Annotated in this window: 15 protein-coding genes and 1 pseudogene; 5 read left to right on the forward strand and 11 right to left on the reverse strand. The window is 57.9% G+C overall.

Annotated features, from left to right (window positions below; genetic code table 11):
* Positions 1-146: 146 nt before the first annotated feature.
* Entirely contained in the window at positions 147-659 is a 513-nt protein-coding gene (locus GTP69_RS10500; protein WP_229260887.1) for a hypothetical protein, read from the reverse strand.
* Between the two features lie 414 nt (positions 660-1,073).
* Between GTP69_RS10500 and GTP69_RS10505 the strand changes: the two genes are divergently transcribed.
* The 4 genes from GTP69_RS10505 (at position 1,074) to GTP69_RS10520 (ending at position 5,725) form a co-directional block, all read left to right on the forward strand.
* Positions 1,074-1,253, forward strand: a complete 180-nt coding sequence (locus GTP69_RS10505) for a DUF3311 domain-containing protein (RefSeq protein WP_110849363.1) — start codon at positions 1,074-1,076, stop codon at positions 1,251-1,253.
* Entirely contained in the window at positions 1,253-2,731 is a 1,479-nt protein-coding gene (gene mctP, locus GTP69_RS10510) for a monocarboxylate uptake permease MctP (RefSeq protein WP_161054838.1), read from the forward strand. Before GTP69_RS10505 ends, mctP begins: the two co-directional genes overlap by 1 nt.
* A 76-nt stretch (positions 2,732-2,807) precedes the next feature.
* Positions 2,808-4,478, forward strand: a complete 1,671-nt coding sequence (locus GTP69_RS10515; protein ID WP_161054839.1) for an alkaline phosphatase family protein — start codon at positions 2,808-2,810, stop codon at positions 4,476-4,478.
* Between the two features lie 71 nt (positions 4,479-4,549).
* A complete protein-coding gene (locus tag GTP69_RS10520; RefSeq protein ID WP_161054840.1) occupies positions 4,550-5,725 on the forward strand; it encodes an MFS transporter in 1,176 nt (391 codons plus the stop codon).
* Here GTP69_RS10520 and GTP69_RS10525 read toward each other — a convergent pair.
* Positions 5,722-6,090: a response regulator gene (locus GTP69_RS10525; protein ID WP_161054841.1), complete on the reverse strand. Its 369-nt coding sequence runs from the start codon at positions 6,088-6,090 to the stop codon at positions 5,722-5,724. The two genes, GTP69_RS10520 and GTP69_RS10525, sit on opposite strands and share 4 nt — an antisense overlap.
* Before the next feature lie 136 nt (positions 6,091-6,226).
* Between GTP69_RS10525 and GTP69_RS31315 the strand changes: the two are divergent.
* Positions 6,227-6,333, forward strand: a pseudogene (locus GTP69_RS31315) (aspartyl/asparaginyl beta-hydroxylase domain-containing protein); the annotation flags it as partial.
* Positions 6,334-6,497: 164 nt separating this feature from the next.
* On the opposite strand, the gene GTP69_RS10535 reads toward GTP69_RS31315, so the two are convergent.
* The 9 genes from GTP69_RS10535 to GTP69_RS10575 all read right to left on the reverse strand — a co-directional run bounded on the left by GTP69_RS10535 (position 6,498) and on the right by GTP69_RS10575 (position 14,535).
* The gene (locus GTP69_RS10535) at positions 6,498-7,001 is read right to left on the reverse strand and encodes a hypothetical protein (protein WP_161054842.1); all 504 of its coding nucleotides are present in this window, start codon (positions 6,999-7,001) and stop codon (positions 6,498-6,500) included.
* Positions 7,002-7,055: 54 nt separating this feature from the next.
* Positions 7,056-7,580, reverse strand: a complete 525-nt coding sequence (locus tag GTP69_RS10540; protein WP_161054843.1) for a hypothetical protein — start codon at positions 7,578-7,580, stop codon at positions 7,056-7,058.
* A gap of 452 nt (positions 7,581-8,032) precedes the next feature.
* Positions 8,033-8,473 (reverse strand): hypothetical protein, encoded by a 441-nt coding sequence (locus GTP69_RS10545; RefSeq protein WP_161054844.1) that lies wholly within the window; start codon positions 8,471-8,473, stop codon positions 8,033-8,035.
* Positions 8,474-8,638: 165 nt separating this feature from the next.
* Complete coding sequence (locus tag GTP69_RS10550; RefSeq protein ID WP_161054845.1) at positions 8,639-8,953, reverse strand: hypothetical protein; 315 nt, start codon at positions 8,951-8,953, stop codon at positions 8,639-8,641.
* Positions 8,954-9,504: 551 nt separating this feature from the next.
* The gene (locus tag GTP69_RS10555) at positions 9,505-9,780 is read right to left on the reverse strand and encodes a hypothetical protein (protein ID WP_161054846.1); all 276 of its coding nucleotides are present in this window, start codon (positions 9,778-9,780) and stop codon (positions 9,505-9,507) included.
* A gap of 212 nt (positions 9,781-9,992) precedes the next feature.
* Positions 9,993-10,340 carry a type II toxin-antitoxin system ChpB family toxin gene (locus GTP69_RS10560; RefSeq protein ID WP_161054847.1) on the reverse strand — a complete coding sequence of 116 codons (348 nt, stop codon included), beginning with the start codon at positions 10,338-10,340 and terminating at the stop codon, positions 9,993-9,995.
* Positions 10,334-10,585 carry an AbrB/MazE/SpoVT family DNA-binding domain-containing protein gene (locus GTP69_RS10565; RefSeq protein WP_161054848.1) on the reverse strand — a complete coding sequence of 84 codons (252 nt, stop codon included), beginning with the start codon at positions 10,583-10,585 and terminating at the stop codon, positions 10,334-10,336. The genes GTP69_RS10560 and GTP69_RS10565 overlap by 7 nt, the downstream gene beginning before the upstream one ends.
* 75 nt (positions 10,586-10,660) lie before the next feature.
* A complete protein-coding gene (locus GTP69_RS10570) occupies positions 10,661-11,890 on the reverse strand; it encodes an alginate lyase family protein (RefSeq protein ID WP_202424366.1) in 1,230 nt (409 codons plus the stop codon).
* A gap of 8 nt (positions 11,891-11,898) precedes the next feature.
* Complete coding sequence (locus GTP69_RS10575) at positions 11,899-14,535, reverse strand: TonB-dependent receptor domain-containing protein (protein WP_161054850.1); 2,637 nt, start codon at positions 14,533-14,535, stop codon at positions 11,899-11,901.
* Between the last annotated feature and the right edge of the window lie 85 nt (positions 14,536-14,620).

A 14,620-nucleotide genomic window follows, 5' to 3' on the forward strand; every position in this document is an offset into this window, starting at 1 on the left:
TTGATGCACACTAAAGGTTAATGTATGTACATTCACATATGATGTTCGCATTTTTTATGGATCAGGTGTGGACTTATTACCGGACGGGATAAAAAAAAGGGTCTTGCCATTTCTGGCAAGACCCTTCTAATTCGGGATGGTAATAATCAGGCTGGGACAGCAGCGCCGGCAGCACCGTAAGCGCTATTCACTTCGGTCAGCGAGAAAGCGGTAGGACCATTGGTCTGCGCATCGGCGCCATCAGCGTGGGCCAGACTACGGTAGGTCAGAGGCGCTTCGTAGCGGATGCGCTCCTCTTCGCTTACCTTGCCGTCGTGATTGGTGTCGGCAGCCATTTCGGTGGCAGGCGGCGGCACGCCCAGCACGCCGTCTTCACCGACGCCAGGCAGCGGTTCAGGCGACAGCAGCGGGTCCGGAGGAGTAGCGTTAGTCACGCCATCCACGCCGTTGGCCGAATTGTCGGCGCCAAAGCGCGCCTGGAAAATCTGCGTTTCAGGACGCGACACCAGTTTTTTCAGGCCTTCGTCAAACTGCTGCAGCGCGCTTTTCAGGCTATCGTCTTCCGACACCGCCTTGACCAGGGCATTGGCCTGATCGCCGCTATCGGCAGAGTTGCTGGTATCAGTCTGCAGGGGACTGGTGGCATTAAAGCCAGGCAACGAGAAATACGCGGCAACCGATGCACTCAGGTCCGCGTTAGTACCACTATCCGTGGCAGATTGAACTCGTACGGGCGCGAGCGCCTTGTCCGCAACCAAAGCTGCCGACAGCGTTCCACCACCAATGTTGTTCACCATAGTCATCATTCACTCCTGCAAGAGATTCCTCACAACTACATTCTATCAGCGTTTTGGCAAGAGTTACCATTTCGTGCTGGCATCTACTGTAAAAAACTGCTCTTTTCCGGCAAACAGTTGCTTTTCCGCACTGTTGCAATTAGGAAAATCAATCGCCATCACAGTTTGATAGATTTCCTTTGTAACAGCCCCGCTACAATATATACCTCGATAGGCGGTAGCTAACTTCTCGCCATTTTTATACCATGCAGCGACAACATAGAATATGGAGTCGCCGTGCGTTACCTGCTAGCCCTACCCTTCATTGGCCTTCTCTGGCTGCCCTTCTATAACAAAGAACTGCCCTCGCTGTTTGGCTTCCCCTTCTTCTACTGGTATCAGTTTGCCTGGGTGCCGCTGACGGCGCTGATCATCTGGGTGGTGTACCAGAGCGACAAGAAGAAGGGAGTTGAATAATGCCCACTGAAATTAACTGGACCGCACTCAGCGTCTTCATCTTCTTCTTTGTGCTGGTGACGGTGCTGGGCTTCGGCGCCTCGCGCTGGATGGGCAGCAAGCAAAAGGACGGCAACCACCTGGAAGAATGGGGCCTCGGCGGCCGTAACTTCGGCGCGTGGATCACCTGGTTCCTGGTCGGCGGCGACTTCTACACCGCCTACACCGTGATCGCCGTGCCGGCGCTGGTGTACGCGGTTGGCGCCTATGGCTTCTTCGCCCTGCCCTACACCATCCTGGTGTACCCGATTGTCTACACCATCATGCCCAAGCTGTGGCATGTCGCCCAGAAAGCCGGCCACGTCACCGCTGCCGATGTGGTGTTCGGCCGCTATCGTTCGCGTCCACTGGAATTCGCCATCGCGCTGACCGGCGTGGTCGCCACCATGCCTTACATCGCGCTGCAACTGGTGGGCATGGAGGTGGTGATCAAGGCGCTCGGCCTGACCGGCGAGCTGCCGCTGGCCGCCGCCTTCGTCATCCTGGCGCTGTACACCTACGCAGCCGGCCTGCGGGCGCCGGCGCTGATCGCCTTCGTCAAGGACCTGATGATCTACATCGTGGTGCTGGTGGCGGTGGTGCTGGTGCCGATGAAACTGGGCGGCTACGGCGCGGTGTTCTCCGCCGCCGGCGACGCTTTCGCCGCCAAGGGCGGCGCCACCGGCCTGACGCTGAAGTCGGCGCAGATCCTGCCGTTCGCCACGCTGGCATTGGGTTCGGCCATGGCCGCCTTCATGTATCCGCACACGCTGACCGGCATCTTCGCCGCCAACAGCGCGGACACCATCCGCAAGAACGCCGTGTTCCTGCCGGCCTACACCATCCTGCTTGGCCTGATCGCACTGCTCGGCTTCATGGCGTATGCGGCCCATATCACCGTGGCCAGCAATAACGACGTGGTGCCGGCGCTGTTCAACGCCCTGTTCCCGAGCTGGTTCAGCGGCTTCGCTTTCGCCGCCATCGCCATCGGCGCGCTGGTGCCGGCAGCAGTGATGTCGATCGGCGCGGCCAATCTGTTCACCCGCAATTTCTGGAAGCCGTACGTCAATCCGGCCGTCACGCCGGCTGGCGAAGCCAAGGTGGCAAAGCTGGTGTCACTGGTGGTCAAGGTCGGCGCGCTGGTGTTCATCCTGTTCTTGCCGACCAAGTTCGCGCTCGACCTGCAACTGCTGGGCGGCGTGTGGATCTTGCAGACCTTCCCGTCGGTGGTGTTCGGCCTGTTCTTCGGCTGGTTCGGCGCCCGCGCGCTGCTCAGCGGCTGGGCGGTCGGCATCGTCGCCGGCAGCCTGCTGGCGTTCAGCGACGGCATCAAACCGGTGCACACCTTCATCATCGGCGGCGACGGCTACACCGCCTACACCGGCCTGACGGCACTGCTGCTAAACATCGTCATCGCCGTCATCGTGCAGCTGGTGGCGGGAGAAAAGCGCAAGGCCTAACCTTGTCATAAAACTGTCACAGGAATAGGATAGTATCCCGCACGCCAAACTATCCTATCCAACCTGACGACACTCTATGACCAAGCATCTGTCCCTGCGCGCGATCACCATCGCCGCATCCTGCCTTGCACTGTCCCACGTTTCCGCCGCCCCTGTGGCGCCGACCACCGCCTCCACCCTGCCCAAGCTGGTGGTGGTGCTGGTGGTGGATGGCCTGCCGAACGAGCAGGTACAACGCTACCGCGACCAGTTCGGCCAGGGCGGCTTGCGCCGCATGCTGGACCAGGGCGCGTCGTTCAGCGATGCGCACCAGGCGCACGGCGTCACCGTCACCGCCATCGGCCATAGCGCCGTGCTGACCGGCGCCTATCCTTACGTGCACGGCATCATCGGCAATAACTGGATCGATCCGGTCACCAAGAAGTCGGTCTACTGCACCGAAGACACCAACTACACCTACATCGGCGAAGAGACCAAGCCTAGCGACGGCACCGCGCCGACCAAGCTCAAAGTCAACACGCTGGGCGATGAACTGCGCTACGCCACCGGCAGCCGCAGCAAAGTGATCACCGTCTCCGGCAAGGACCGCGGCGCGATCCTGCTGGCGGGCAAAACCGGCACCGCCTATATGTACATGGACAAAACCGGCGACTTCGCCAGCAGCACCTACTACATGAAGCAGCACCCGGAATGGGCGCAGAAATACCTGGCCACCAAGCCGCAGGACCGCTACTACGGCAAGACCTGGGCGCCGCTGCTGCCGGAATCGGCCTACGCCGGCGACGCGCCGGAAGACCTGAACATTCCGAAAGCCGGTTCGCATAACCGCCTGCCATACACCTACTACAGCGAAAGCGGCGAGATCGACGCCGGCTACTACGCCAGCCTGCGTGTCGGTCCTTTCCTGGATCAGCTGACACTGGACTTCGCGCGCGCCGCCGTCGAAGGCGAAAACCTTGGCCGCAACCCGGCCGGCGTGCCGGACCTGCTGGGCGTCAGCCTGTCGGCGCACGATTACGTCAACCACGCCTTCGGCCCGGAGAGCAAGCTGTCGCACGACCACCTGCAACGCCTGGACCGCATGCTGGCCGACTTCTTCAACTACCTGGATAAACGCGTCGGCATGGACAACGTGCTGGTGGTGCTGACCGCCGATCACGGTTTCCCGAACACGCCGGAATTCGCCAAGACCCAGCACCTCGACGCCCAGCGCATTGACGGCGACAAGATGATGGCCGCACTGGACCAGCACCTGGCCGCCAAGTTTGGCGTGTCTAAACTGGTGCAAGCCTGGTCGCTGCCGAACATCCATCTGGATTACGCGCTGGCCGAGCAAAACAAACTGAAACGCGAAGACGTGGAAAACGCCGCCGCCCGCTACCTGCTGGCGCAAAACGGCATCGTCGACACCTTCACCCGCACCCAGTTTGAAAGCGGCGCAGTGCAAGGCACGCATATCAACACCCTGATGCGCCGCGCCTGGAACCGCGAATCGTCGGGCGACCTGATGGTGGTCACCAAGCCGTTCTGGTACTTCGGCACCGGCGTCAGCGGTACCTCGCATGGCTCGCCGTACGCCTACGACACCAACGTGCCATTGATGATCATGGGTAAACGCTGGATCAAACCGGGCGCCTACGGCCAGTACGCGGAAGTGGTCGACATCGCGCCGACGCTGGCCAACCTACTGCACGTCCGCCCGCCTGCCGGTTCGGAAGGCCGCGTGCTGACAGAAACGCTGCGCTGATCCCGGCCGGGCCTCTGCAAGAAATCTGGAACTCTACTATAGTTGACCCTTTGGTTAACTGAAAGTACACAGTGACGGATACGAACAAGAAGCCCACCTGGGCGTTGCTGGCATTGGCCGTCGGCGCCTTCGGCATCGGCACCACCGAATTTTCGCCTATGGGATTGCTGCCGGTGATCGCCGAAGGCGTCCACGTCTCCATCCCCAGCGCCGGCCTGCTGATCAGCGCCTACGCGCTGGGCGTGATGATCGGCGCACCGATCATGACACTGCTGCTGGCGCGTTTGCGCGCCAAGCATGCGCTGATGGTGCTGCTGTCGATTTTCGTGGTCGGCAACCTGCTGTCGGCGATGGCGCCCGGCTACTGGACGCTGCTCGCTTCGCGCCTGGTCACCAGCCTGAATCACGGCGCCTTCTTCGGCATCGGTTCCGTGGTGGCGGCCAACCTGGTCACGCCGGACAAACGCGCCAGCGCCGTGGCCACCATGTTCATGGGACTGACGATCGCCAATATCGGCGGCGTGCCTGCGGCAACCTGGATTGGCCAGCAGATCGGCTGGCGCATGGCGTTTGCCGGCACGGCGGGACTGGGCTTGCTGGCGATGGCGGCGCTGGTGGTCGCACTGCCCCGCGGCGAAATGGGGGCGATGCCGGACATCCGCAAAGAACTGCGCGTGCTGACCCGCCCTGTGGTGCTGATGGCCTTGGCCACCACCGTCATGGGCTCGGCCGCCATGTTCACCGTCTACACCTACATTGCACCTATCCTCACCACGCTGACCGGCGCTTCTGGCACGTTTGTGACGCTGGCGCTGGTGCTGATTGGTGTCGGCTTCACGCTCGGTAACGGCATCGGCGGCAAGCTGGCCGATTGGTCGCTGGATGGCGCCACCAAGATCTTCCTGGCGTCACTAGCGGTGATCATGCTGGCGTTGCCATTGCTGTTCACCAGCCATTGGGGAGCGCTGATCGGTGTGGTGCTGTGGGGTGCGGCGGCATTTGCGATTGTGCCGCCGGTACAGATCCGCGTGATGCACGCGGCGGCCGAGGCGCCGGGACTGGCATCGTCGGTCAACGTCGGCGCCTTCAACCTTGGCAACGCTGCGGGCGCCGCCATCGGCAGTTACGTTATCTCGGCCGGCATGGGCTACGCCGCAGTGCCGGTCGCCGGCGCCGTCATGGCCGCCGCCGGCCTGCTACTGGTGTTCGCCGGCCGCGCAGTCGGCGCGCAGCCGGCCGCAGCTTAACCGAGGTTGTTCAGATACTGGTTCAAATGATCGAAGTTCAGCGGCTTGGAAAAGTGCTGCGTAAAGCCCGCCGCGACGGCCTTCTTGGCCGAATCGCGGTCGGCTGAACCGGTCAGCGCAATGATCGGCACCGTCTCGGCGCCAGGCATGCGGCGAATCGCGCGCACCGCGCCAAAGCCGTCCATCCAAGGCATGCCGAGGTCCATGATGATCGCCTTCGGCATCGCATCACGCACCCAATCGCAAGCCTCGTAGCCGTTATGCGCAGAGGCAGTCTCGTAGCCCTGGCATTGCAGCAGAGCCGACAGCGACTCCACCATATCGACATTGTCATCCACTACCAGAACTTGTTGTGCGCTTGCCATTTTTGCCTCGCCTTTTATTTAATCGGTGAAAGCATCGTAGCAAACGGATGAGCTAAGGAATGTTCGCTAGCGCACCCTGTTGCAATTGCGTCCCCCTCGCCGATGGCAGGCCGCACGGCGCCAAGATCAACCCGCACCACACCGCGCCCAGTACGCGGACTCGCTGCGCTAGCGCCTAGGCATGTCGGCGCCAACGATGACCGCTGCTTCATCGAAGTCGACGGCCAGCGCCATAGCTGGCGCTAATTATCGGTTTGGAGGGGTTGATTGTCTGGCTCTAGACAGTCAGGCCAACAGCGGACGAACGCTAGAAATGGCGGAAGACACCGAAGAGTAGCGCTATGCGGGGCGATGCACGCTGTCGCCCCGAAGCGGACCTGCCAGCTCATCGAATGTCGGAGACTAATTCAGCTCTTGGTGGGCCGCATTTCGCGTTGGGTCGGATCCAACTCAAGCACAGATTCATGAAGGCCTGAGATAGCGGGGCCGAGCGGACGTCCGTCGTTATCGACTTGAAAAAGCCCCCACCTGACGTCCTGAATTTCCGCCGTCTGTTCAGATGGCCCGGAATCAAGCAAGTAACCGAGCGAGAATATCATCTGCGCTTGCAGACAACGAGCAATAGTCGTTAGGTCTTCGTTCGCAGCACCTTGGTTTCTGAGCTTTTCTAATGTTTGCCCGAGCCCGGCATATGGTGCCTGCGGCCACTTTCGAGCAAGTTTGATCTGCTCTTCGATCCAAAAACTATCCCCCTCAGCCACGACGTAATGCCATGCGCTCTTCAAAAACAGAAAGCGAAGCAGCTGAGGAATATCTTCTTCCATTTGAGACTTGGCCCACAATTCCGGGGACCGAGCCCCGAGCTCGGTAAAAATTTTTATTAGCTCTTCTTTTGATTTAGGGATAGGCATGGCGTTCTCGAATTCTTGTTCGAAGTTAGAAAGATGGCCTGAGCCATCGTACTATCACATCCGGTTCTGATCACCGGCTGCCAAGATGGATTTATAAGAGGCATCAGCAGACTCTCCATTGACAGCGACAGCTACGTTAGCTTTCGCTTCGAATACTCGTTTTTGCAGGTCATTGAACCACTGCTTCGGGTTTCCCTGGAATTTGAGATTCGGTTCTGGGATGAATTCAACCTGCCGGCCAAATGGAGTATCGTGACAAATCAAAATCGCGACAGTGTCCTTTCCATCTCTCCCATCCTTAAAGACGACTTCCTTAACATCCGTAAGGCTAATAGACACATGCACTTCATCTAGTTCAAATCGCAATCGATCACCATCATCGAACACTTCGACGAGCAAATCCTCATCAAGTGCCTTTGACGCGAGAGCGCCGACAAAGACCACGATGCTTGTAGCGATTAAATCGACAGCTCGATCTTTGAACCAGAAGGCAGCTAGCATCAGCGCCAGTCCAACAAGCCGGAAACAGTGCCAGCGCCAACGAATACCTTGTCGAGAAGTGTTATTCGATATTTTCATGGTGGAGTGTACTTACGTCTCGAAGGGACATTATTACTTCAGCCGATTGGGAAAACCAGAAAATATGTTTGAAGTCCGGTTGTGGCCGCTTGCGGCACTCGCCGAAATGACATCATATGTTATGAGTGACCACGCCTTGTTCAATCTCTATTGCGTTACTTATGACAAGATGTCGGCCATCAGCGTTTGCCATGGATAAAAATTCATTCAGTTTCCTTGACTTGATATTATTAACAACTTGTTCCTCAGATGGTCTGCTTTTGGCCGATTGAAGTCGAGTTAGATACTTCTGCGGGAAAGCCAATTGGTTTCCGCTACATCAATGCCAATAACTTTTTCAAACCCACGTCTGAAGGGCGACTCCTGGCCGAATGTCGACGCAGCCTTCGGGTTACGTGGCAACTTCTAGAGCCGAGTAGACTTGAGAAGGGCGTTGCCCCCAGTTTCCCAGATTACTTCATAAATAAGCTCGTCGCAGCAGTGACAAACAGAGCAACAGCAAGTACAAGCACCCCATATAGCAATGGCACTGGTGTTTTTTGCGAAATTGCAAACGCCACGTAAGCTTCTTTTGGACGATTACCTGTCACCAACGCGACCAACGGAAGTGCCGCCAAGGCGGCAATGCTGCCCCCGCCGGCACCGAGAGCAAGTCCCCGCCAATCATCGTTTAAGAGGAAGCCCGACATATATATACAGATACCCACCAATAATCCTAAAAATAGCAAAAAATTCGCAATCCCGATGCTTATTCGATTTTGTCTGATTAGCGTTTCCGCGTTTTTGCCATTGAAAATTCTGGGAACCCAGCGAGCCAGCGCTATACAGAAAGCAATCGCCAGTAGACCGCCCAGAAGACCACTAATTATCGGTCTAATCGATTCAAATTCCATCTAGACTCGCCTTTTAAAAAGTAAGATGCGAAATTAATGAATTATTGACTGAGTTTCTTTGCGATGTCGTTATTCGCGTAGTGACAGTACTTAAAATTCTTCATTTGCGAAATATCAGTAACAGCATTGTTTAGATATTCGGTGTCCGCTTCTGGCCGTTAAGCGTCATTTTTTAAATATTTTTTCCATCAAAAAAACACCCGCTGCTAACGAAATACAAACGCCGACTCCCAACAAGAATAGGGGTGCTCCGAACGCTACAAGCATCGCAGGAATCATAACCAATGCTTGAATATCAATTCCGTGAACATAACATGGATTGGTTCCTCCTTCGTTGACCTCACAATCGAGGGTTCGAGAAATCAAGAACATGACGTATGCAAAAAGAGCCAAAAGTAGCCATGTTACAAGAATTTTTAAAGCGGTCTTCAGTAGCGACACCCAAGGACTCGTGCGATGCGATCCTTCATTCTCATTCATGATTAGCCTTGCCAGTCTATCGGATGATTTTGAACGGCAGCTGTTGGCCGAAAGGCGTCAATTCTCATCCATAATTCGAATGTCCGGTAGTGGCCGACTTCTACCGGTTTGCTGTTCCAGCACATGAGTGCGCTCTAACGGACAGGATACATCACTATTTTGGGGGACTTCGAATTTGACACGCCGACGCTATAACCACAATCCAACTTCGCCGGAACACATTCGAAATCGATATTCCAGCCAATATCAATGACACCAGGCGGCGCAGGAATTATTGAGAAATATCTATATCCCACGTCGCTAATGCGAAATCTATTTCTGGGGATTTTTTTGACATGGACTAAATAATTTTAAGCCAGACCAACGACCTCGCTCGGCAGTAGCACGGGAACTTGCATGTGTGGCGACGGCATAGGCGACTTGTCTTCAGCCTGAACAAGCCCCTCAGCAACAAAGATGAGCACCAAAAAAACTATTTTAAACATAGTCTCCATTTTTGAATTCATCAAACACGCTCCGTCTGGTATTGGCCGTATGCCGTCCCGGCAATTTCATCCATGATAATCAATATCTCCACAGGTGGGATCAATATCCTTAACGTGGTCAACTGGCGGTGATTGAAAAAGCAGCACGTGCTCCCGAGCCAAATGCCAAGTTAGGTAAGCGCCGAATATAGGTACTAGCACGATAAGAGCTGTTTGTGCCCACTGTTGCGCAGGCTCGTAAAACGACGAGGCGAATACCTTTCGCACGGCGAATGCGTCAAGGGCAAGCGGCACCACAGCAAGCGCTACGAGAATCCATCCGGTTGAAGTAAGTGTGTTCATATTATCTTGAAGGTGAGCTAAGCCTCAATAAAAACTTCCATACATTGATAAGCCTCCCGAAGCGAAATCACTTCATCAAAATCAGGAGTGTCTAAATTGGTGTTCATAGTGGTGTCAGGTTCGTAAAGGACTGGCTCTGGCCGATACCGGTCCTTCAAACTTCCAGCTCACCTGTTCGCGGGTATTATTACGAGTCTTAGCTAGAGCAAACTTTAATCGGTAATTGCGCGCAGCCGAGCCAGCGCATCTTCAATCACATACTCAGGCGCAGTTTCAACTCGCTTGGCCTTTCTTGCTTCCAAGTCCAGCATACGAATCTGGTTAACTAACGCCACGCCTTGCGTCTTCATACCTGCGCCGTACAGGGATGCTGCGAAACCTGCATGCCGAGCGAAGTCACCGCCCTGCCTTATTGGCGCAACCAGCACCACACCTAGCGCATTGAATACACTTGTAGACAGCACGAGTACGGGGCGCTTGCCCCTTTGCTCATGCCCTTGCGTCGGATCGAGGCTTACCATCACGATGTCACCTCGCCCAAATTTGCTACGGCTCACCACGCTTCTCGCCCTACAGGCTTGACGTTAGACCACTCCGCCAAATCGGCCGGCTCCAGTGCTGTAATGTCACATTGGGCCACCAGGTCAGCCAGCGAATAAGACGGGCGAGCTGCTTTCAATAGCACTCCTTCAGGCTGCACATTGACGCTCAACTTATCGCCCAAAGTTACTTTGAGTATGCCCAGCAACTCAGTGGGCAAACGCACCGCAGCGCTGTTGCCCCATTTCTGAATTGACAATTCCATGAATCATCCAGATGTTGATACATTGTAAATTCATCCGAAATATCATGTCAACGCAAGGATGGGCAACGTTTCAGCCTACTCCAACGGCAGTATCAATGCATCCAGCTGGCCTGGATAATGCTCAAGCAGCCAGCGGGCTTTTTGCGCGAATACCGGTTCGCTCTTGTAGGCGCGCGCGGCGGCAAGCATGTTATGCATCGCATGCTTGTTGATGCCGTCTACCGATCCCTCCTTCGGATCGATTTCCGGATACGGCCACTTCTCCCCGTTCACATAGCGCGCGACGAAGCGGTAGCCTTGGGCGATGCTGTGCGCATCTTCGCCATGCTCCCAGACTTTCTGCCCCGTCAGTTCGCCATAACGTCCCAGGTAGCCAAACGCCTCCAGCGCAAAATTGACGTAGCCGGATGGCCGCGTGCGCTCAAGTTCGGCGATCAACTTGCCTTCGCGATCGATCTGACCGGCGATGCGGCGGATCTTGGTGATGTCCAGCTCGCGCTTGGCGATCTCCTGCTGCCCGGTGTACAAGGCATACGCCACCACTTGCGCGGAATAGAAGGTGCCGTGGTTGTTGTGCGCGTTGCTTTCTTCAAAGCCGTTGCGGCTGTTGAGCAGCCAGTTCAGGTAATCGCGATACCAGGCGCGCACGCCGGCATTTTCGGCGTCGCTCAGCGCCTCGGTCGGTTGCAGCAAGGCCAGACTGTCCATCACGTCGATCAGCGACCGGCTGCTGATGATGCCGATGCCGCGTCCGTTCACCCGGCCCGGAATCGCCTGCCCGTAATCCAGGTTGGGATTCATGCGGGTTTCCGGCGCGAGGAACCAGGCGCGGGACAGTTCGCCCGCCTTCAGCGCATATTTCTGTTCGCCGGTGAAGTACCAGGCCAGCGCCAGCACCGTGACGTCATGCGAGAACTTGCCCATGCGGGTGCTGTCCGTGCCGTCGGTGGACGAGGCCGGATTGTGCACGCCATCCTTGCGGATGTAAGGCAAGCCGTCCGCTTTCGCCGGATCGGGCCACCAGTACGGCCCGAAGCTGAAGAAGTCATGCTTGTCGCCGCTGGCCGGGCTCAGGGTCTTGTCCACTACGCTGTAGCGCCGGTGGGACAGCGCCGCATTCGCCTCCTTCAGCAACGAGTCATACGATGGCTGATAGAGCGGATCATGCGCCGCCAGCTTCTGTTTGGCCAGCGCCAGCTCGGCCGGATCGTAAGTATAGAACTGCGACGGCGAGGCCGCCAGCGCAGGTGCGGACAGGCTCGCGGCCAGCCAGGCCGCGCACCACAGGGAGCGATTGATCATCATGGCTCGCATCAGAAGTTAAACGTCGCGCGCGCACGGTAGGTACGGCCGACCGGGCTGGCTTCGCCGCTGGAGTAGCCTTCGCCACGGTAGTTGGCTGCTGGCGGATCGCGGTCGAACAGGTTGTTGACGCCGACCATCAGGCTCCACTGCTTGTAGCCGTTGTACTGCATCGACCAGTTGTAGACGGTGTACTGATCGATCACGTGGTAAGCGGTGCCGCTGTTGCGGTCCTCAAAGCTCTGCTTGTATTGCTGGTTGATGGTCGAGGTCCAGTTGCCGTTGGCGCTGATCCATTTCGCCGACGCGCCATACTTCCAGCGGAAGTTCATGACGTTGGCATCCAGCGGGCCAAATTTATTGACGCTGGAAATCCATGCGCCGTTGCGGTCGACCTGCGTTTCAAACTCGTGTACATACGTGCCGTCCAGCTGCACGCCAAACTGGCCCCATCGGGTTTTAGGGAAGTTGTAGGTGGTGGTCAGGTCGATGCCGTCGGTGCGCACGCCGCCCATATTGGTCAGGCGATCGTCGATGTACAGCAGATTACCCTTGGGGTCGCGCACGAACAGATTGGCATAGGCGGGATTCTGGAACAGCGTCGGCTGGGTCAGTTGGCCGATCGAATCACGCAACTGGACGCGGAAGTAGTCCAGCGATACCAGCAGCGAACGGGTCGGCGTAAATACCACGCCCAGGTTGAAGGTCTTGGAACGCTCCGGACCGACCTGCGGATTGGCGCCGGTGTTGATCGGCTGGCGCGCATTGCACACGGTGCTCGGGTTGTAGCCCGGCAAAGCCGTGCCGCCGGTGGTAGCGCCCGGCGAGCCGCCAGGGCACAGCACCGGATCGTTATAGGTGGTGCTGGTGATGCCGGTCGGGCCATCGGTGGCGCCGAAGTAGCGCTCGGCCAGCGTCGGCGCGCGGAAGCCGGTGCCGGCCGAACCGCGCAGCATGACCCACTCCGCCGGCTTGTAACGGAAGCTGGCTTTCGGATTGGTGGTGGCGCCGAAGTCGCTGTAGCGGTCGGTACGCACGGCCAGGTCGACGTCCAGCGCCTTGGTGATCGGGAAGTCGAGCTCGGCGTAGACGGCCACGACATTGCGCGAGGCGCTCTGGTTGGTCGCTGCGGTATTGCCGGTCTGGCCGCCGGACAGCGCCACCGTGGCAGGAATCGAGTTATACGAGAAGTCGTGATACGCGCTGCCGCCGACCGCCAGCGAGACCGCGCCGCCGGGCAGCGTCATCAGTTCGCGGCTGCCGCTCAGGTCGATGCCGTTCATGCGCGTCAAACCGGCGTTGGCGGTCTGGCCGTTGGTGGAGATGCTGCTCAGGTAATCCTTGCCGGCTTGATCTTGCAGGCCGAACGGATTGAGCTGGCCATTGGCGACGCCAGCCAGCAAGTCGTAGCTGTTGACGAAGCCGGAACGGAAGCTGGTGCGGGTGCTGTACAGCGCGGACCAGAAGCTGGCCTTGTAATCCCAGGCGCCCAGGCGGCCTTCGTCGTCCACCGTCAGGCGGGTGGTTTCGGTTTTGTAGTCCAGCACGGTCGGGCCGAGGTCGCCGTACAGCGACCAGGCCAGCGTCAGCTTCTGGTTTGTGATGCCGGGCATGGCCGGGACGATGCCCTTGCCCGGATAGTATTTGCTGTTCGGGCCGATGGTCAGCGCCGGGAAGTTGGCGATCGATGGGTTGATGCCGAAAGTCGGATTTTTTACCGGACGGTTATAGATCGACGAATACAGCAGCGAGGCCGACAGCTTGTGGTCCTCGCCCAGCATCAGCGTACCCTTGGTGAACAGCGACGCTTCCTGGCTTTCCTTGGTCAGCGCCAGGCTATTGGCAGTGTAGCTCGCGGTACAGGTGTTGTTCAGGCCGGGGCTGGAATACGGCGCCAGGCAGCCGCTCGCATAGTAGGGATTGCCGCCGATGGTAATATTGCCGACCTTGGTCGAGCCGTCCGCCAGCGTGACGTTGGCCGGTATTGAATTGCCGCCCTTGGTCAGCTTGGGCGGCGGGAAGCCGGCGCTGGCCAGCCGCGCATCGGAGGTGATATTCGGCCGCGCCGATTGCGGCAGCGCATTCTGGTTATTGATGTCGCCGGTAACGTAGACGTTCCAGCCGTCGGTGCTCAGGTTGCCCTTGCCGGCGATGAAGCTCAAGCCGGTCGATTCGCCGCCGCCACTCTTGCTCGGCGCACTGCCCTTCAGCGTCAGCGAGGCGCCGGTGTAGGATTTTTTGGTGACGAAGTTGATCACGCCGCCAATCGCGTCACTGCCGTAGATGGACGAGGCGCCATCGCGCAGCACCTCGGTGCGATCGAGCGCGCTGACCGGGATGCTGTTCGGGTTGATCGGCACGTCGTTCAGGCGTTTTCCGTCCAGCAGCACCAGCGTGCGCGAGGTGCCGATGCCGCGCATATTGGCGCTGTTGCCGACGCCGGAGGTGGTGTTCGGCACGAAGTCCGAAGCGGTCGACATTGACATCAGGATATCGTCGATGGTCACCATGCCCTGCGCCAGCCAGTCTTCCGCCTTGACCACGGTGACCGGCAGGGCCTGGTCGGCCACCGCGCGCTTGATGCTGGAACCGGTAATTTCCACTTTTTGCATGGTGTCGTCTTGCTGCGCCTGGGCAACTGCGGACATGCTTAACAATGCCAGGGCGACTGCGGCCGGCAAGCGGCGTGGCAGCATAAGATGAGTAGTCTTGTGATTCAAGTGCGTCTCCATT

The sequence above is a fragment of the Duganella levis genome, assembly GCF_009857605.1.
Lineage (GTDB): Bacteria > Pseudomonadota > Gammaproteobacteria > Burkholderiales > Burkholderiaceae_D > Rugamonas > Rugamonas levis.

Coding starts and splice junctions, on each gene's coding strand:
- GTP69_RS10555 (WP_161054846.1), bottom strand. CDS start 9,780: ATGAACACACTTACTTCAACCGGATGGATTCTCGTAGCGCTTGCTGTG.
- GTP69_RS10515 (WP_161054839.1), top strand. CDS start 2,808: ATGACCAAGCATCTGTCCCTGCGCGCGATCACCATCGCCGCATCCTGC.
- GTP69_RS10525 (WP_161054841.1), bottom strand. CDS start 6,090: ATGGCAAGCGCACAACAAGTTCTGGTAGTGGATGACAATGTCGATATG.
- GTP69_RS10565 (WP_161054848.1), bottom strand. CDS start 10,585: ATGGAATTGTCAATTCAGAAATGGGGCAACAGCGCTGCGGTGCGTTTG.
- GTP69_RS10535 (WP_161054842.1), bottom strand. CDS start 7,001: ATGCCTATCCCTAAATCAAAAGAAGAGCTAATAAAAATTTTTACCGAG.
- GTP69_RS10545 (WP_161054844.1), bottom strand. CDS start 8,473: ATGGAATTTGAATCGATTAGACCGATAATTAGTGGTCTTCTGGGCGGT.
- GTP69_RS10570 (WP_202424366.1), bottom strand. CDS start 11,890: ATGATGATCAATCGCTCCCTGTGGTGCGCGGCCTGGCTGGCCGCGAGC.
- GTP69_RS10550 (WP_161054845.1), bottom strand. CDS start 8,953: ATGAATGAGAATGAAGGATCGCATCGCACGAGTCCTTGGGTGTCGCTA.
- GTP69_RS10575 (WP_161054850.1), bottom strand. CDS start 14,535: ATGTCCGCAGTTGCCCAGGCGCAGCAAGACGACACCATGCAAAAAGTG.
- GTP69_RS10540 (WP_161054843.1), bottom strand. CDS start 7,580: ATGAAAATATCGAATAACACTTCTCGACAAGGTATTCGTTGGCGCTGG.
- mctP (WP_161054838.1), top strand. CDS start 1,253: ATGCCCACTGAAATTAACTGGACCGCACTCAGCGTCTTCATCTTCTTC.